Raw genomic sequence first — 17,141 nt, 5'->3', positions numbered from 1 at the left:
ATGCGATGGATGCTGTGCTGGGTGTGCTCTCCTTCATCGGTCACGCGATCGAGGCGGTGCTGAATTATGTTGAAAGCCATCACTGGGTTTTCGGGCTACTGGCACTCGGTTACGTCTTCTACCTGCACGACCGCGCCCTGCATGCGCGTTTCGATGAGCTGGACAAGCGGCTCGACGAGGTCAGGAAGCGGCTCGCGCTCGAATATTGAGCGGCGCGGCGCTGCACGACAGCCGGGCCTCGAGACGCTGATCCCCAAGATCTCTCCGCAGCTTCGGCCGAATGCTTAGCCGTAAGTCGCGGAGCGTCATTAACCGGGCGTTAGGGTTAACGCTTTATTGCTGAGGCATTCGGATCGATCCCTTGCCGCGAAGAATCACCTGTCCATGCGTCAGCAGTTTAGTCCCGCCCGGCTTCTCGCATCCGCGGCCCTGACGGCGGTGTTGGCCGCTGGCCTCGGCGGCTGTCAGACCATGTCCGACATCACGGGATCAATCACCGCCAAGTCGGAGCCGCCGCCTGCGGCCGATCCGCAGCGCGCGATGGAAGCCTACGGCGACCGCTACCGCGCCAATCCCAAAGATGCCGACGCGGCGTTGGCTTATGGCCAGGCGTTGCGCGCCAATGGCCAGCGCGCGCAGGCCGCGGCCGTGCTCGAACAGGCGACCATCGCCAATCCCGGCAACAAGCAACTGCTGGCCGCATGGGGGCGCGCGCTCGCCGACAACGGCAATTTCCAGCAGGCCTTTGACGTGCTCTCGCGCGCCCACACGCCTGACAATCCCGATTGGCGCATCCTGTCGGTGCAGGGCACCGCGCTCGACCAGATGGGGCGGCACGAGGAGGCGCGGCGCTATTACGAGAGCGCGCTCAAGATCGTGCCGGGCGAGCCGTCGGTGCTGTCCAATCTCGGCCTCTCCTACATGCTCTCGAAGGATCTGCCCAAGGCGGAGCAGATGCTGCGCCAGGCCTATGCCAGCCCGAAAGCCGATGCGCGGGTGCGGCAGAATCTCGGTCTCGTCGTCGGCCTGCAAGGGCGGTTCGCCGAGGCCGAAAGCATCGTCAAGAGCGACCTGCCGCCGGACGAGGCGGCCGCGAACGTCGCTTACTTGCGCGAAATGCTCAAGGGCAAGGACAACACCCGCGCGGCGGCTGCCCGCAATACCGCGCCGCTTGCGGATCTCAACCGCCCGGATTAGGGCGCTGGCACAGCCGCGCGCTGGGGCGGACGAAGCATTGGATTCGGGGCAACTGTCAGTCGAGTCTATTGAGAGATTGCGCGGTATGGGTCCCGGCTTTCCGCCGGGACGACATGGTCGGTGACTTCCGATTCAACTGTCAAACAGCGCACTCGGTCATTGCGAGCATAAGCGAAGCCATCCAGAATCTCTCCGCGGACGCAGTCTGGATTTCTTCGTCGCTTTCGCTCCTCGCAATGACGTTGGGGAGACGTGCGTCCGCATTCTCGCGACGGAGTTCGCCCGAGCTTTGCATCGACTTGACCCTCCGAAATCCAGAGGGCGCAGGGAATGCCGGGTGCTGGCTGCACCCATGGCCCCCGCGCGAGAAAAGTGCGCGGGGCGTTGACCACAGGTTCAGCCGAGACAGCCCGGCATTCCCTGCGCAGTGGTTTTACGGCTTACTTCGCGCTCTCCCCGGTGAGCCAGACTTTGTTGTCACCGTCGTCAGCGAGATGCGGCAAGCGCATCTTCGCGAAACTTGGCGCCAGCCTTGGGGCGCCAGGACCACACGACTTCGCCGTCCGCATCCGTATCGTTCGTCTTCGATACATCCGCGTCCACCGCATCCCGCCTCGCGTTTCGTGACGTTCGCGATACGCCCCTCCAGGATCGAGGCGGGACGCGCGAAGGATGCGACTGATTTGGGGTGATCACAAAGCGGAATATTTTTGCGCGCGGATCTGGACCACCCAAATCGAATTGAAATGGTTGGTGAAATTAGTTTTTGCGCGCACGCGTTTTCGCGGCCTGATAGCGCAGCCGGACGAAACGAGAGCGCCTGAAGACGGAATGTTCCGGCGCGACAGGCGTTGCAGCAGCCGCTTGCAGAGAAGCCTGGAAACCATCCCGATCGCAACAGCCTGCGTGACAAAGCACGTGCGGGGCGATAGCGTACGGCAAAATAAAACATACGCACGGGAGGAACGGCATGCCAGGTACATTGGTTGCTGCACGTGCTTCAGAAGACGCGAATGGTACGACGCAACAGGTCGACGTCGCGGTGGTGGGCGCCGGCTTTGCCGGCCTGTACCTTCTGCATCGGCTGCGCCAGGCCGACTTCACGACGGTCGCGTTGGAGGAAGCCGACGACGTCGGCGGCACCTGGTACTGGAACCGATATCCCGGTGCACGCTGCGACATTCAGACCATCGACTACAGCTACACCTTCGATCCCGAACTCGAGCGCGCGTGGACATGGTCCGAGAAATACGCGACCCAGCCCGAAATCCTGCGCTATCTCGGCTTCGTCGCCGATCGCTACGATCTGCGACGCGACATCCGCTTCAAGACCAAGGTCACGGCAGCAACGTGGGATGAGGTGAGGCAACGATGGCTGCTGAAGACCGATGAGGGCGCTTCCGTCTCGTCTCGCTACTACATCATGGCTACGGGGTGTCTCTCCGCGCCCAAGCCCCCGGAGATCGATGGCGTCAAGGACTTCAGGGGCGAGGTCTATTTCACCGGCCGCTGGCCGCATGACGAGGTGAAGCTGGCCGGCAAGCGCATCGCGGTGATCGGGACCGGGTCCTCAGGCATCCAGTTGATCCCGATGATCGCCGAGCAGGCGGCGCAGCTCACGGTTTTCCAGCGCACGCCTAACTTTGCCATGCCCGCACACAACGGTCCTGCGCCGACGGATCGCCTTGCTCTGTTGGAAAGCAACCGCGCCGGCTATCGTGAGCAGGCGCGCTGGTCACTCACGGGCGTTCCTTATCCGCAGCAAACAGCCGTGAGCTGGCAACTCAGCGAGGCCGAGCGGCGCGAACGCTTCGAGAAGGCGTGGGCCAACGGCGATCTCGTCTACATCCTGACCCAGCTTTGGGCCGACCAGGGCGTCGACACCGACGGCAATGCGGTGGTCGCGGAACTGATCCGCGAGAAGATCCGCGAGATCGTGAAAGATCCCGAGACGGCCGAAGCGCTTACCCCGCACGATCATCCGTTCGGGGCCAAGCGCCCCTGTCTCGATACCAATTACTACGCCACCTACAACCGGCCTAACGTCACGCTCGTGAACCTGCGGCAGGAGCCGATCGAAAGGATCACGGCCGGCGGCATCAAGACCGATAAGCGCATGTTCGATGTGGACGTCATCGTGTTCGCGACCGGCTTCGACGCCATGACCGGAGCGATTACGGCGATTCACCCGATCACGGGCCGCGGCGGACGATCGCTGTCCGAGGTCTGGGCGCATGGACCGCAGACCTATCTCGGACTCACGGTGTCAGGCTTTCCCAATCTGTTCATGATCACGGGGCCGGGCAGCCCGTCGGTGCTGTCCAACATGGCGGTGTCGATCGAGCAGCACGTCGACTGGGTCGTGGATCGTCTGATCGCGATGCGCGAGGCCGGTTTCACCACGCTCGAGGCGACCGATACGGCGCAGGCGGGTTGGGCACGGCATATGGCCGACTGTTCGATGCTGACGCTGCATCGGCTGGCCAACACCTGGTACACGGGCGCCAACGTGCCGGGAAAAGCGCAAGGCGTGATGCCTTATACCGGCGGTGTCGGTCCCTATCGCAGCATCTGCAACGAGATCGTCAGCCGCGGCATGTTGGGCTTCAGGCTGACCGGCCCCGGCGTCGCGGAGCAATGCAATGACGGCGAAATCGTTCGCCTGCAGCCGGATGTCCGGCTGGTTCTGAACATGCTGGCAGACATGAAACTGCCGCCCTTGGAATCATTCGGATCGCAAGGCTTGCGCGACTTCGTCGCCCAATTCAATGCCGCGCGTCCCGCCGGCCGGCCGGTCGGCGAGGTCGTCGATGGGACTCTGCCGAGCGCCGATGGCGCGTTGCGCTACCGGCTGTATCGGCCGGCTACGCCTGGGCCGCATCCGATCGTGGTTTATTTCCATGGCGGCGGCTGGGTGTTGGGTGACGAACAATCGGATGATCCGTTCTGCCGCGACATGTGCCGGCGCAGCGGCATGATCTTTGTCAGCGTCGGCTATCGTCATGCGCCCGAGCATCGCTTTCCGACTGCGGCGGAGGACGGCTATGCGGCGACGCGCTGGATCGCCGAGCACGCGGCGGACCTCGGCGGTACGCCGGGGCCCGTGCTGGTCGCCGGTTGGAGCGCCGGCGCCAACATCGCTGCGGTCACCTGTCAGCTCGCGCGCGATCGCGGTGGGCCGGCGATATCGGGGCAGCTTCTGGTCTGCCCGGTCACCGATTGCACGTTCGATCGTCCATCCTACAACGAAAACGCGGCGGGCTACTTTCTCACGCGCTCGTTGATGTACTGGTTCTGGGACCTGTACTGCTCGCCGGCCGATCGCACCGATCCGCGCGTCTCGCCGCTGCGCGGCGAATTGGGAGGCCTGCCGCCGGCCTATGTCGTAACCTGCGAGTTCGATCCGTTGCGGGACGAGGGGATCGCCTATGCGGAGGCTCTGGCCGCCGCCGGTGTCCCGGTCGAGCAATTCAAAGCGCGCGGGCATTTCCATTCCTCCTTCACCATGGTTGACGTGGTCATTACCGGCGTCAGCGGCCGCGTGCAGATGGCGGAAGCCTTGCGCCGCTTCGCCGGACTGCCGCCCGGGGCGAGACGAGAGGACGAAAGCATGCGAGACCGGGCTGTCCCGCTGCACAAGATCGCCGCGGCGGCATCATAGCGCGGAGCGTCGGGCGAATTGGGATTGCCGGGTGGCGCGGACAAATCGGTTTTCGTCCGCGCGTGGCCCGCGTGCGATTCCCATGGCTGCTTGCGCGCGTGACTTCGAGCGGCAGAAACGCTAGCTATCCAGCGCGTTTTCCGAAACGGGAGAAGACGATGGATCGCAGAACCATCTTGGCAGTGCTCGGCGCGGCGACATTGGCCCCCAGCCTCGCGCGAGCCGATACGGCCGCGCCCCGCCAGGTGGCGGAAGCCTTTGCCGCGACATTGTCGGCCCACGATATCGACGCTTTCGCAGCGCTGTTCGCCGACGACTATGTCAACCATCAAGTCAGCGCCGCGGCACCGCCCCCGCCGCCGGGAATGTCCGCCAAGCAGGCGAGCGTCGGCTTCTTCGCGGCGCGGCTGAAAGGCCTTCCGGATCTCAAGGTCTCGATCGAGGCGATGGTGGCGGCGGACGACAAGCTCGCCGCGAGTTTTGTTTACGAGGGAACGCATCAGGGCGTGCTGCTCGGCGTCGCGCCGACCGGCAAGCGCCTGCGCTTCACGTCCTGCGACATCTTCCGGATCGTCAGCGGCAAGATCGCCGAGCATTGGGGCATGGGCGACATCGCCGGCCAGCTTGCCCAGATGAAGAGCTGACCCGCGGCTGGTTCAGTTTGCGCTGGCCCTTGCGGCGGCTCGCGAGGGATCCCTCCACCAGGGCGGTTAGTTAGGTTCGTCGATTGCCCTTTGCCGCTCTCGCACCGTACTGCTCACGCAAGGCGTCGGCCGACAGGGACACCACCTCGGAAATTTGCAGGAGCTGTCGCGCCAGCGGACTTGTCTTGCGCCAGACCATGCCGACGGTTCGCGAAGGCTGCGGGTCGTCGAAGCGGGCGACAGATACGGGTGCCGAGCGTGTCTCCACCGCCACGGCCATTTCCGGGATCAAGGTGACGCCGAGGCCCGCGCTCACCATCTGGACCAGCGTGGACAAGGAGCTCGCGTCCAGCACCTCCCGCGGCGTGGACGACTGCATCTTGCAGAACGACAGGGCCTGATCGCGGAAGCAGTGTCCCTCTTCGAGCAGGAGCAGCCGCATCTCGCGCAGCGCTTCGGCGCTGAGCACCGGCGCCGCCTCATCTTCACGCGGGCGGACCAGCAGGAAATTCTCCGAGAACAAGGCAACCTCGGTCAGCGAGGGTTCGGACACCGGCAGCGCAACGATCGCCGCGTCAAGCCGACCCTCGCTGAGTTCCTGGATCAGCTTCGGCGTCACCGTCTCGCGAACGTGAACGTCAAGTTCCGGGTGCATGCGCGTGAGATTGCCGATGACCTTGGGCAGCAGGTAGGGCGCAACGGTCGGGATCATGCCGACACGCAGCCGGCCGACGAGCTGGTCTCGCGAGGCCCGCGCGAAGTCGCCGAGTTCATCGATCGACCGCAGGATCTCGCGGACGCGCTCTGCGAGTTCTTGGCCAAACTTCGTCAGCACGACCTGGCGCGCATTTCGCTCGAGCAGCACGCCACCCAAGGCTTCTTCCAGTTCCTTGATCTGCATCGACATCGCCGGTTGCGTGATTGCACACGCTTCCGCCGCGCGTCCGAAATGGCCATGACGTGCCAGCGCATCGAAATAACGAAGCTGCCGGAGCGTAAATTGGATCATCAGGAGATCTTATCGTAACAATCACCAAAGTCAATTTCCCCTGATGGAATGCGAGGCCTAGATTGCGCCCACGCGGTGCAGGGAACTACCACAGGAGGCGATTTATGGATGATACAACCAAGTGCCCGTTTTCGGGCACGCGCGCACACACGAACCGTGACTGGTGGCCGAAGCAGCTCAATCTTCAGGTTCTCCACCAGCACTCCAGCCTCTCCGATCCGATGGGCGAGGCATTCGACTATGCCAAGGAATTCAAGAGCCTCGACCTGAATGCCGTCATCAAGGATCTTCATGCTCTGATGACGGACTCGCAGGAGTGGTGGCCGGCCGACTTCGGCCACTATGGCGGACTCATGATCCGCATGGCCTGGCACAGTGCGGGCACTTACCGCATCACCGACGGCCGCGGCGGCGCCGGTGCCGGCCAGCAGCGTTTCGCGCCGCTCAATAGCTGGCCTGACAACGCCAATCTCGACAAGGCGCGCCGGCTGCTCTGGCCGATCAAGCAGAAGTACGGCCGCAAGATCTCCTGGGCCGACCTGATGGTGCTGGCCGGCAACGTTGCCCTGGAATCGATGGGCTTCAAGACGTTCGGTTTTGCTGGCGGCCGCGCCGATGTGTGGGAGCCTGAAGAACTGTACTGGGGTCCCGAGGGCACATGGCTCGGCGATGAACGCTACAGCGGCGAGCGCCAGCTTGCCGAGCCGCTCGGCGCGGTGCAGATGGGCCTGATCTACGTCAATCCGGAAGGACCGAACGGCAAGCCGGACCCGGTCGCCGCGGCCAAGGACATTCGCGAGACGTTCTTCCGTATGGCGATGAACGATGAGGAGACCGTCGCCCTGATTGCCGGCGGCCACACCTTTGGCAAAACCCATGGCGCCGGCGATCCGTCGCTGATCGGCCCCGAGCCGGAAGGTGGCGCCCTCGAGGACCAGGGCCTCGGGTGGAAGAGTAAGTTCGGCACCGGCGTCGGCGCTGACGCGATCACCGGTGGTCCGGAAGTCATCTGGTCGCAAACGCCGACCAAGTGGAGCAACTACTTCTTCGACAACCTGTTCAAGTATGAGTGGGAGCTGACCAAGAGCCCCGCTGGTGCGTGGCAGTGGCAAGCGAAGGGAGTCGAGCCGTCCATTCCGGACCCCTTCGACAAGTCGAAGAAGCGCGTGCCGACCATGCTGACGACCGATCTCTCGCTGCGCATGGACCCGGTCTACGAGAAGATCTCGCGGCGCTTCTACGAGCATCCCGATCAGTTCGCGGACGCCTTTGCCCGCGCCTGGTTCAAGCTCACGCACCGCGACATGGGGCCGGTCGCGCGTTACCTCGGGCCGCTGGTGCCGAAGGAGACGCTGATCTGGCAGGATCCGATTCCGGCCGTCGATCATCCGCTGGTCGACGAGAAGGACGTCGAAGCGCTGAAGGCGAAGATCCTCGCCTCAGGTCTCACGGTGTCTCAGCTCGTTGCAACGGCCTGGGCATCGGCATCGACCTTCCGCGGCTCGGACAAACGCGGCGGAGCGAACGGCGCACGCATTCGCCTTGCCCCTCAGAAGGATTGGGAAGTCAACGAGCCGGCGCAGCTCAAGAACGTGCTGCAGAAGCTCGAAGCGATCCAGAAGGAGTTCAACGCCTCCGCAGGCGGCGGCAAGAAGATCTCGCTCGCCGATCTGATCGTTCTCGCCGGCTGCGCCGGGGTCGAGAAGGCGGCGAAGGACGGCGGCACCGTCGTGAAGGTCCCGTTCACGCCGGGGCGCACGGATGCCTCGCAGGAGCAGACCGACGCGCCTTCTTTCGCGCCGCTCGAACCGCGGGCTGACGGCTTCCGCAACTATATCGGCAATCGGCACCAGTACATGCTGCCGGAGGAAGCCCTGGTTGATCGGGCGCAACTCTTGACGCTGACCGCGCCCGAGCTGACGGTGCTCGTGGGCGGCCTGCGCGTGCTCGGTGCCAACGTCGGCAAGTCCAAGCACGGCGTCTTCACCAGTAAGCCGGAGACGCTGACGAACGACTTCTTCGTCAACCTGCTCGATATGCGCACGCAGTGGGCGCCCGCCGGGGCCGACGGCGTGTACGAGGGCCGTGACCGCAAGACGAACGAGCTCAAGTGGACCGGCACCCGTGTCGACCTAATCTTCGGCTCGCACTCGCAATTGCGGGCGTTCGCGGAAGTCTATGCCTGCGCGGATTCGAAGGAGAAGTTCGTGAACGACTTCGTGGCCGCGTGGGACAAGGTGATGAACCTCGACCGCTTCGAGCTCGCCTGATCTCTCGATACCGGCAGAAGTCATAAAAAAGGGCGGCGTTTCAAGCTAGCTTGGAACGCCGTCCTTCGCGTCATTGCAGGCGCAAGCGAAGCAAATCCAGACTTTCTCCGCGGATGCAATCTGGATTGCGTCGTCGCTCTCGCTCCTCGCAATTGTGCATGTTCACTAATTCGCTGATCGAATCCAGCCCGCAGGGGGGATTCGATGCGCGACAACAGCTTCGACCGGACGATTGAACGGAATTACATTCAGAAGTGGCGGTTCTTGATCGCAGAGTATGAGGAAGTGAAAGCGGGGCGATCGGCGACATTCCGGCGGGTCGGGGATTTCTACCGCCACCACGGCACGTGCTCGCAGACGTTCCGGAAGTACTATAACCGCTACCTGCGCAGCGGCGCGGAGGCCGACCTGCTGCCGCAGCGCCGCGGGCCGAAATGGCGCGAACGCCGCCAGCCGGAAGGCATTGAGGCGGAGATCGTCGCCTGCCGCAAGCGCGGCATGAACCGCTACGAGATCCATGCCGCCTTGCGTGAACAGCGCGATACGGTACCCTCGCCATCGACCATCTATCGCGTCCTAAAGCGCCACGAGCTGAACCGCCGCACCCCGGCGATGCGTGAGGAGAAACGCCGCATTATCAAGGACAAGATCGGGGAACTCGGCCATATTGACCTGCACCAACTGCCGCGCGACATGTTCCTGGTGCCGCCGCCAAGCCCTGCCTTCATCATCAGCCTGCTCGACAGTTGCTCACGCCTGGCCTGGGCCGAAGTCCTGACCTCGAAAAAGGCGCTGCCGGTCATGTTCAAGGCCCTGAAGATGATCAACACCCTGAGCGTCACCTATGGGGTCCAGTTCGCCGAGATCCTCTCTGATAACGGGGCCGAGTTCGCCTCCCGCAATAAACCGGAGGAGCACCCCTTCGAAGCCATGCTGATCGAGCTCGGCATCAAGCACCGCTACACCAGGCCCTACCGGCCGCAGACCAATGGCAAGGTCGAGCGGTTCTGGCGAACCCTGGACGATGACGTCATCGAGGGCGCCACCTTCGATAACCTTGAGCACTTCGCCAATGAACTGTTCGAGTACCTGATCTACTACAACAACTTCAGACCTCATCAGGCCCTCGGCGGCAAGACCCCAAAGGACTTCGCCGCCGCCCAGACTCAAACCATTCGATCAGCGAATTAGTGAACATGCACAGCAATGACGGCTTGGGTTCAATTCCTGGGTGGCGGATCGCATTTCGCTGCCGATCGTCACCTCGGCGATTGCAGCTCGGTCGCGTTGAGCCGCAATAGCCGCACGAAATCGAGGGCGGCGGGCGACAGCGAGCGGTCTTCGCGATGGGCGACGTCGATCTCGCGCGTGACCATGGGGTCGATCAGTTCGCGCGCGACGAGGGATTTTGTCGGTAGAGCCGAGAGGGCATAGAGCGGCAACACCGTGATGCCGAAGCCTGCCTCGACCATCGCGAAGATCGTGGTGAGTTGATCGAGCTCGAAGGCCGGTTCCGCGTTCAGGCCGGCCGCGGCGTAGCCCTGCTCGATCTGTTCGCGGATGCCGTTGCCGCGACGAAGCGCAATCAACGGCACGCCGGCAAGATCGTGCCAGCGCGGGCGCGGAATGGCCGCGAGCGGATGGTCGGCGCGGCAGAGCAGCGCGATCAGGTAGGGCACCAGCGGAATGCGCGCGATACCGTCCTCGTTGCGGCGGAAAGTGCCGACCGCAAGATCGATGTCGCCGGACGTCAGAAGCTCGTGAATCGCCGCCAGCGAGCGGTCCACCACGCTGACAGCGACGCCGGGCGATGATTGCGCAAACTCTCGGATCGCCTTCGGCAGCAGCGCCGCGGCGAGCAGCGGCGGAGCGCCGACCTTGATGTGGCCGCGCCGGCGCGCGCCGACGTCGCGGGCGCGGCGCAGCGCGCCGTCCATGTCGCTCGTGAGCCGCCGCGCGTCGTTGAGGAATTCAAGCGCGGCGGCGGTGAGCTGCACCCGCCTTGTGGTGCGGTCGAACAGGCGAAAGCCAAGCTCGGCTTCGAGCTCCCGGACCAGGCTGGACACCATCGGCTGCGCCATGCGCAGCCGCTCCGCCGCGCGGGTGAAATTGTGGGTCTCGGCAACCGCGATGAACGCCTCGAGCTGGCGGAAGGTAACGGCCATGCTTGGCTGCGAAGCCTCCTGATTTATATGGATTTCGTATTACTCTATAAACGAAGAGCGTGTTGTAAAATAATTCCTAGCTCCCTACGGTCCGGCCAAGCGCTGCCCGGCGAAACAGCCGCGAAATGGCAGCCGACCGGGGGAGGATGAATGGGAGAGTCCGCGTTTCCAGGAGAACTCGCCGTGCCGCTCGGCGGCGAAAAGGTCTCCACCGGCTGGCTTGTGGTGTTCGGCTCGACGCTGGCGCTGATCGTCGGCAATGGTCCCATCATCCTCTTCACCTTCGGCGTGTTGCTGCAGCCGATCAGCGCCGAGTTCGGCTGGCAGCGCAGCGTGCTTGCCTCTGCTGTCGTGACCTCCCACGTCACCGGCGCGCTGGCGATGCCGTTCGTCGGCACAGTGGTGGATCGCGTCGGCGTCCGCCGCATCGCGCTGCCCGCGATCGTGATCTTCGCGCTCGCCACCGCCTCGGGCGGCTTGCTTGGCGCAAGCCCGATCGCGTTCATCCTGCTCTACGGTTTTCTCGGCATCGTTGGCGCCGGTCATTCCACGCTGACCTACGGACGCGTGGTCTCGACCTGGTTCGACGGCCGGCGCGGGCTCGCGCTCGGCGTCACGCTTGCGGGCATCGGCATCGGGGCCGCCTTGATGCCGAAATACACGCACTATTTCGTCGCCGCATATGACTGGCGCCACGCCTATTTCGCGCTGGGCGCGCTCCTGCTTCTGGTCGCCTTCCCTTCGGTCGCGCTGTTCGTCCGCGAGCGGCCGCGGCAGGACCGCATCGAAATGGTCACCGCCGAGGGGCTGACGCTTGGGCAGGCGCTGCGCGGCTATCGTTTCTGGTTCGCGGCCGCGGCGATGATGTTCGCCGCCGCGGCGATCAACGGCACCATCGCCCACATCGTGCCGATCCTCGTCGATCGCGGCATCGCCGCAGGCACCGCCACCACGGCGGTGGCAGCCGCCGGGCTGTCCTTGATCATCGGGCGCATCCTGTCCGGGCTCGCGCTCGATCGCTTCTACGGTCCCTATGTCGCTGCGTTCTTCTTTCTTGTCCCCCTCGCCGGCATGATGATGCTCGGCATCGGGGCTACCGGGCCGCTCGCGGTCGTCGCGGCCGTGTTGCTCGGGCTGGGCATCGGCGCGGAGGGCGACATCATGGCCTATCTCACCAGCCGTTATTTCGGCATGGCCCATTACGGCGTCGTCTATGGCTGCATCCTGGCCTTTTTCACGCTCGGGTCCGGCCTCGGCCCATGGATCATGGCGCATGCCTTCGATGCCAATCGCAGCTATGCGACAGGACTGATCGGCCTCGGTCTCGCGCTGCTCGCGGCCGTGATGCTGGTCATCTCGCTTGGTGCCTATCGTTATCCGCCGCGAGAGCGATCGCGCCGATCCGCGCCGCAGCCCTAGCCATCAACAGCCCTGCAAGGGATCGGAACACATGACCATGATTTCATCGACCAGACGCCTTCGCGCCGCCATTGTCGGCGGCGGCATCGGCGGCCTCTCCGCGGCCAATGCCCTGCGCCGGCGCGGCATCGAGGTCACGGTCTACGAGCAGGCGAAGGCGCTCGGTGAGGTCGGCGCCGGCGTCTTCATCTATCCCAACAGCCTGCGCCAGCTCGAGCGGATGGGATTTGCCGACGCGCTCGCCGCGGTCGGTGCCAGGGTCGGCGCCGGTTCGGAATATTGCCGTATGGACGGCACGGTGGTCGGGCCGATCCTGACCACCGATTCAAGCGGCTGGAACGGCCTCTACGGCATGCATCGCGCCGACCTGCTCGACGTGCTGGCCCGCGGGCTGCCGGCAAGCGCGGTGCGTACGGATCATCGCTGCACCGGCTTTGCGCAGGACGGCGCGGTCGCGCGGCTCAGCTTCGCCAATGGCGAGCGCGCGGAGGCCGACGTGGTCATCGCGGCCGACGGCATCCACTCGGTGCTGCAACGTTATGTCGTCGCGCCCCAGCCGCCGGAATATTCGGGGGTGCGCGCCTATCGCGGTCTGATCGCGCGCGAGAAACTGCCGGGCTGGCGCAAGGAGGCGCACCAGGTGTGGATGGGCGATGGCAAGCACTTCATGGTGTTTCCGGTGCGCAGCGGCACTATGCTCAACTACGTCGGCTTCGTCCCGACCTCGACCGAGACCATCGAGTCCTGGTCCGCGGCGGGCGATCGCGACGAACTGGCGGCTTCGTTCCAGGGCTGGGACCCTTGCGTCACCGACCTGCTCGAGAAGGTCGAAACCTGCTTCTGGTGGGGCCTCTACGATCGCCGGCCGCTCGCGTCCTGGACCAATGGCCGCCTCGCGCTATTGGGAGATGCGGCGCACGCAATGCTCCCGCATCTCGGCCAGGGCGCCAATCAGGCGATCGAGGACGGCGTCGCGCTGGCGGTGCTGCTCGAAGGACGCGAGGCCGCCGATGTCCCCGCCATCCTGACGCACTACCAGCGGCTGCGCCGGGAACGCACCGACGTGGTTCAGGCCGAAGCGCGGCAGAACGGCCTGCGCTACGATTCGAAATACGCAAGTCTTGCGCAGCGCGATCGCGAGATCGCCAACGCCGCCGAATTTCGCAAATGGCTTTATGACTACGACGTCGAGAAGGCCGCTATCGCCGCGCGCGATCACGGCGAAGCCTTGCGGGGCCTCACTGTAGATTCATGGCAACGACCTTGATGTAGGTCGGTCCCAGAATGACGATGAACAGCACCGGCAGGAAGAACAGGATCATCGGCACGGTCAGCTTGGGCGGCAGCGACGCGGCCTTCTTCTCCGCTTCGTTCATGCGCATGTCGCGGTTCTCCTGCGCCATCACGCGCAAGGATTGTCCGAGGGGCGTGCCGTAGCGCTCCGCCTGCTGCAGGGCCAAGCAGACCGATTTGACGCCCTCGAGCCCCGTGCGCCTGGCGAGGTTTTCATAGGCGACCTTGCGGTCCTGCAGATAGGATAGCTCGGCCGTGGTGAGGGTGAATTCTTCCGACAGCGCGATCGACTGGCTGACGATCTCGCTGGCGACCTTGCGAAAGGCGGCTTCGATCGACATGCCGGACTCGATGCAGATCAAAAGCAGGTCGAGCGCGTCGGGAAAGGCGCGCTTGATCTGGAGCTGACGCTTGCTGATCGCGTTCTTCAGGAACAGCATCGGCGCCTGCAGGCCGAGATAGGCGGCGCCGACACAGATGCCGATCTTGATCGGCAACGGCTTCTCGAGATGCGCGAGCAGGAAGACGTAGATGACAGACAGCACCAGCAATACGATCGGCGCCACCATGCGCGCGAACAGGAAGGTGACATAAGGCGCCTGCCCGCGATAGCCGGCCTGAACCAGCTTTTCGCGCGCGGACTCCTGCGCCAGCCATTTGGTGAGGTTGAAGTCCTCCACCACCTTCGACACGAGCTGCCGCGGTGTCTGGCGCAGCGTGACCTTCTCGCCCTTGTTGAGCCGCTCGCGCTCGCGCTGGCGGATACGTTCGCGCTCGTTGGCCACCGCCTTCATGCGCTTGGCCAAGCCTTCGCCCGCGAACAGCGGCATGATCAGCGTATAAGCGGTCAAGCTCGCCGCGATCGCGGCGAGCAGCATGGTCATGAAGCGGAGGTCGTGGAGTTTTTCGGCCAGTAACTCGAACATGCGGCATCCTCTAGGGCATGATCCGGAACAGTGCCTAGCGGCTTTCCGAAAAGATCATGCTTGAACAAAACCTAGAGTGCGATCCGATCTCATCGCGCTCTAGAAGTCGAAATTGATCATCTTCTTCATCACAAAGACGCCGATGGACATCCAGAGCAGGCACCCGACCAGCATCACCTGGCCGGTCGGCGTGGTCCACAGCAGCGAGATGTAGTCGGGGGTCGTCAGGTAGACTAGCACCATTTCGATCGGCGGCAGCGAGCCGATGATCGACGCGGACGCCTTGGCTTCCATCGACATCGCCTGGATCTTCTCGGCCATCTTCTTGCGGTCGCGCAGCACCTTGGACAGGTTGCCGAGCGCCTCCGACAAGTTGCCGCCGGACTTCTGCTGGATCGAGACCACGATGCCGAAGAAGTTCGCCTCAGGAACCGGCATGCGGTCATAGAGCCGCGCGCAAGCCTCTCCGAGCGGCATGCCGATGGCCTGGGTTTCGATGATCGCCATGAACTCGCTCCTCAGCGGCTCCGGCGCGTCGGCGGCAACGACCTTGATCGATTCGAACAGGGGCAGGCCGGCCTTGATGCCGCGCACGATCACGTCGACCGCGTCGGGCAGCGCCGCCAGAAACTTCTTCAGGCGGCGCTTCTTCAGGAAGCTCAAGCCCCAGCGCGGCAGGCCGAAACCGGCTGCGAACGCCAATCCGCAAGCCCCGAGCAGGCCGCCGCCGCCGACCAAGGTCGCCAGGAAAGCCACCGCGGCCAAAGCCGCCGACACCACCATGAACTTCTGGGTCGACCAATCCTCGAGCCCCGCCTGCTGGAGGCGGACGCTGAGCGAGACCTTGCTTTCCTTCTGATGGCGCGCCTCGAGGTCCTTCAAGGTGCTCTCGACCTGTTCGCGACGCGAACGCTGGGTTTTGTCGGCCTGGCGTTTGGCGGCCGGCTCGGGCTTGGCAATCGAGGCGCGGCGGCTTTCCGCCTGCTTCTCGCCGGACAGCACCGGATAGATGAAGACCCAGGCGATGCCGCCGATCGCGGTCGCCGCGAGAAAGCCGAGGGCGAGCGTTTGCGTGTTCATGACGCACTCCGGCTGCGGTCTTCCGCGGCGTCAAGGGCCGCGGCCAGGCGTTTCTCCTCGCCGTAATAGCGCGCGCGTTCCCAGAAGCGCGGCCGGCCGATGCCGGTCGAGCGATGCCGGCCGATGATCTTGCCGTTGGCGTCCTCGCCGATCAGGTCGAAGACGAAGATGTCCTGGGTGATGATGGTGTCGCCTTCCATCCCCATCACCTCCGTGACGTGGGTGATCCGGCGCGAGCCGTCGCGCAGGCGGGCCGCCTGAATGATGACGTCGATCGAGGCGCAGATCATTTCGCGAATGGTGCGCGAGGGCAGCGAGAAGCCGCCCATCGTGATCATCGATTCGCAGCGCGACAACGCCTCGCGCGGATTGTTGGCGTGCAGCGTGCCCATCGATCCGTCGTGGCCGGTGTTCATGGCCTGCAACAGGTCGAAGGCCTCCGGTCCGCGGACCTCGCCGACGATGATGCGCTCGGGCCGCATACGCAGGCAGTTTCGCACCAATTCGCGCATCGTGACCTGGCCCTCGCCCTCGATGTTGGGTGGACGAGTTTCCAGGCGCACCACGTGCGGCTGCTGGAGCTGAAGCTCGGCGGCGTCCTCGCAGGTGATGATGCGCTCGTCGTGCTCGATATAGTTGGTGAGGCAGTTGAGCAGTGTGGTCTTGCCGGAGCCGGTGCCGCCGGAGATCAGCACGTTGCAGCGGGAGCGGCCGATGATCTGCAGGATCTCCGCGCCCTCGGGCGTGATCGCTCCGAACTTGACGAGCTGGTCGAGCGTCAGCTTGTCCTTCTTGAATTTGCGGATGGTGAGCGCCGGGCCGTCGATCGCCAGCGGCGGAACGATGGCGTTGACGCGCGAGCCGTCGGCGAGGCGCGCGTCGCAGATCGGCGAGGCTTCGTCGACGCGCCGGCCGACCTGGCTCACGATGCGTTGGCAGATGTTGAGGAGCTGCTGGTTGTCGCGGAAGCGGATGCCGGTGCGTTGAATCTTGCCGCCGACCTCGATGTAGACCGTATTGGCGCCGTTGACCATGATGTCGGCGATGTCGTCGCGCGACAGCAGCGGCTCGAGCGGGCCGTAGCCGAGCACGTCGTTGCAGATATCGTCGAGCAGTTCCTCCTGCTCGGCGATCGACATTACGATGTTCTTGATCGCGATGATCTCGTTGACGATGTCGCGGATTTCCTCGCGCGCGGATTCGCCGTCGAGCTTGGCGAGCTGGGCGAGATCGATCGCCTCGATCAGCGCACCGAAGATCGTCGCCTTGACCTGGTAGTAATTGTCGGAGCGCCGGGTCTCGACCACGGGCGGCGGAGGCGGCGGTTTGGTCGGCGCGAGCGGCGGCGACGCCACCGCAGGGGGAGCGGAGGGGCGCGGCGCGGCCGGCACGGCCGCAGGCTCCGGCGCGCTCACCGCCGGCCGCAGGCTCCGGCTCTCGGTGTCTGTTCCGCTACGCTTACCAAACACGATATGAC

At 64.5% G+C, this 17,141-nt stretch carries 13 protein-coding genes; 8 read left to right on the top strand and 5 right to left on the bottom strand.

Annotated elements, in window-relative coordinates; all coding sequences use genetic code 11:
- The first annotated feature begins 5 nt into the window (after window positions 1-5).
- The 4 genes from P6U23_RS35780 (at window position 6) to P6U23_RS35765 (ending at window position 5,502) form a co-directional block, all read left to right on the top strand.
- Window positions 6-209 carry a hypothetical protein gene (locus P6U23_RS35780; RefSeq protein WP_024507641.1) on the top strand — a complete coding sequence of 68 codons (204 nt, stop codon included), beginning with the start codon at window positions 6-8 and terminating at the stop codon, window positions 207-209.
- Between the two features lie 175 nt (window positions 210-384).
- Window positions 385-1,197, top strand: coding sequence for a tetratricopeptide repeat protein (locus P6U23_RS35775; RefSeq protein WP_407176985.1), 813 nt, complete (start codon window positions 385-387; stop codon window positions 1,195-1,197).
- Window positions 1,198-2,167: 970 nt separating this feature from the next.
- On the top strand, window positions 2,168-4,858 hold the full coding sequence (locus P6U23_RS35770; protein WP_407176984.1) for a flavin-containing monooxygenase: 2,691 nt from the start codon (window positions 2,168-2,170) through the stop codon (window positions 4,856-4,858).
- Window positions 4,859-5,016: 158 nt separating this feature from the next.
- Window positions 5,017-5,502 carry an ester cyclase gene (locus P6U23_RS35765; protein ID WP_407176983.1) on the top strand — a complete coding sequence of 162 codons (486 nt, stop codon included), beginning with the start codon at window positions 5,017-5,019 and terminating at the stop codon, window positions 5,500-5,502.
- Between the two features lie 70 nt (window positions 5,503-5,572).
- On the opposite strand, the gene P6U23_RS35760 is transcribed toward P6U23_RS35765, so the two are convergent.
- Window positions 5,573-6,511, bottom strand: coding sequence for a LysR substrate-binding domain-containing protein (locus tag P6U23_RS35760; RefSeq protein ID WP_407176982.1), 939 nt, complete (start codon window positions 6,509-6,511; stop codon window positions 5,573-5,575).
- Between the two features lie 104 nt (window positions 6,512-6,615).
- Here P6U23_RS35760 and katG point away from each other — a divergent pair, with 104 nt between their 5' ends.
- Together katG and P6U23_RS35750 are read left to right on the top strand one after the other, a co-directional pair.
- Complete coding sequence (katG, locus tag P6U23_RS35755; RefSeq protein WP_407176981.1) at window positions 6,616-8,781, top strand: catalase/peroxidase HPI; 2,166 nt, start codon at window positions 6,616-6,618, stop codon at window positions 8,779-8,781.
- 204 nt (window positions 8,782-8,985) lie between these two features.
- Window positions 8,986-9,972 carry an integrase core domain-containing protein gene (locus P6U23_RS35750; protein ID WP_407176980.1) on the top strand — a complete coding sequence of 329 codons (987 nt, stop codon included), beginning with the start codon at window positions 8,986-8,988 and terminating at the stop codon, window positions 9,970-9,972.
- A gap of 68 nt (window positions 9,973-10,040) precedes the next feature.
- Here P6U23_RS35750 and P6U23_RS35745 read toward each other — a convergent pair whose 3' ends face one another.
- Window positions 10,041-10,946, bottom strand: coding sequence for a LysR family transcriptional regulator (locus tag P6U23_RS35745; protein ID WP_407176979.1), 906 nt, complete (start codon window positions 10,944-10,946; stop codon window positions 10,041-10,043).
- A gap of 150 nt (window positions 10,947-11,096) precedes the next feature.
- Between P6U23_RS35745 and P6U23_RS35740 the strand changes: the two genes are divergently transcribed.
- On the top strand, window positions 11,097-12,365 hold the full coding sequence (locus P6U23_RS35740) for an MFS transporter (protein WP_407176978.1): 1,269 nt from the start codon (window positions 11,097-11,099) through the stop codon (window positions 12,363-12,365).
- Window positions 12,366-12,396: 31 nt separating this feature from the next.
- The gene (locus P6U23_RS35735) at window positions 12,397-13,632 is read left to right on the top strand and encodes an FAD-dependent monooxygenase (protein WP_407176977.1); all 1,236 of its coding nucleotides are present in this window, start codon (window positions 12,397-12,399) and stop codon (window positions 13,630-13,632) included.
- On the opposite strand, the gene P6U23_RS35730 is transcribed toward P6U23_RS35735, so the two are convergent.
- The 3 genes from P6U23_RS35730 to P6U23_RS35720 form a co-directional block, all read right to left on the bottom strand.
- Window positions 13,604-14,584 (bottom strand): type II secretion system F family protein, encoded by a 981-nt coding sequence (locus P6U23_RS35730; RefSeq protein WP_407176976.1) that lies wholly within the window; start codon window positions 14,582-14,584, stop codon window positions 13,604-13,606. The genes P6U23_RS35735 and P6U23_RS35730 overlap by 29 nt on opposite strands.
- A gap of 99 nt (window positions 14,585-14,683) precedes the next feature.
- Entirely contained in the window at window positions 14,684-15,664 is a 981-nt protein-coding gene (locus tag P6U23_RS35725) for a type II secretion system F family protein (protein ID WP_407176975.1), read from the bottom strand.
- Entirely contained in the window at window positions 15,661-17,133 is a 1,473-nt protein-coding gene (locus P6U23_RS35720) for a CpaF family protein (RefSeq protein WP_407176974.1), read from the bottom strand. Before P6U23_RS35720 ends, P6U23_RS35725 begins: the two co-directional genes overlap by 4 nt.
- Between the last annotated feature and the right edge of the window lie 8 nt (window positions 17,134-17,141).

Source organism: Bradyrhizobium sp. STM 3562 (genome assembly GCF_045571435.1).
In the GTDB taxonomy this organism is placed as follows: domain Bacteria; phylum Pseudomonadota; class Alphaproteobacteria; order Rhizobiales; family Xanthobacteraceae; genus Bradyrhizobium.
This window is presented reverse-complemented; position numbering and strand designations above follow the sequence as displayed.

Coding starts and splice junctions, on each gene's coding strand:
- P6U23_RS35740 (WP_407176978.1), top strand. CDS start 11,097: ATGGGAGAGTCCGCGTTTCCAGGAGAACTCGCCGTGCCGCTCGGCGGC.
- P6U23_RS35750 (WP_407176980.1), top strand. CDS start 8,986: ATGCGCGACAACAGCTTCGACCGGACGATTGAACGGAATTACATTCAG.
- P6U23_RS35770 (WP_407176984.1), top strand. CDS start 2,168: ATGCCAGGTACATTGGTTGCTGCACGTGCTTCAGAAGACGCGAATGGT.
- P6U23_RS35745 (WP_407176979.1), bottom strand. CDS start 10,946: ATGGCCGTTACCTTCCGCCAGCTCGAGGCGTTCATCGCGGTTGCCGAG.
- P6U23_RS35730 (WP_407176976.1), bottom strand. CDS start 14,584: ATGTTCGAGTTACTGGCCGAAAAACTCCACGACCTCCGCTTCATGACC.
- P6U23_RS35760 (WP_407176982.1), bottom strand. CDS start 6,511: ATGATCCAATTTACGCTCCGGCAGCTTCGTTATTTCGATGCGCTGGCA.
- katG (WP_407176981.1), top strand. CDS start 6,616: ATGGATGATACAACCAAGTGCCCGTTTTCGGGCACGCGCGCACACACG.
- P6U23_RS35735 (WP_407176977.1), top strand. CDS start 12,397: ATGACCATGATTTCATCGACCAGACGCCTTCGCGCCGCCATTGTCGGC.
- P6U23_RS35765 (WP_407176983.1), top strand. CDS start 5,017: ATGGATCGCAGAACCATCTTGGCAGTGCTCGGCGCGGCGACATTGGCC.
- P6U23_RS35725 (WP_407176975.1), bottom strand. CDS start 15,664: ATGAACACGCAAACGCTCGCCCTCGGCTTTCTCGCGGCGACCGCGATC.
- P6U23_RS35780 (WP_024507641.1), top strand. CDS start 6: ATGGATGCTGTGCTGGGTGTGCTCTCCTTCATCGGTCACGCGATCGAG.
- P6U23_RS35775 (WP_407176985.1), top strand. CDS start 385: ATGCGTCAGCAGTTTAGTCCCGCCCGGCTTCTCGCATCCGCGGCCCTG.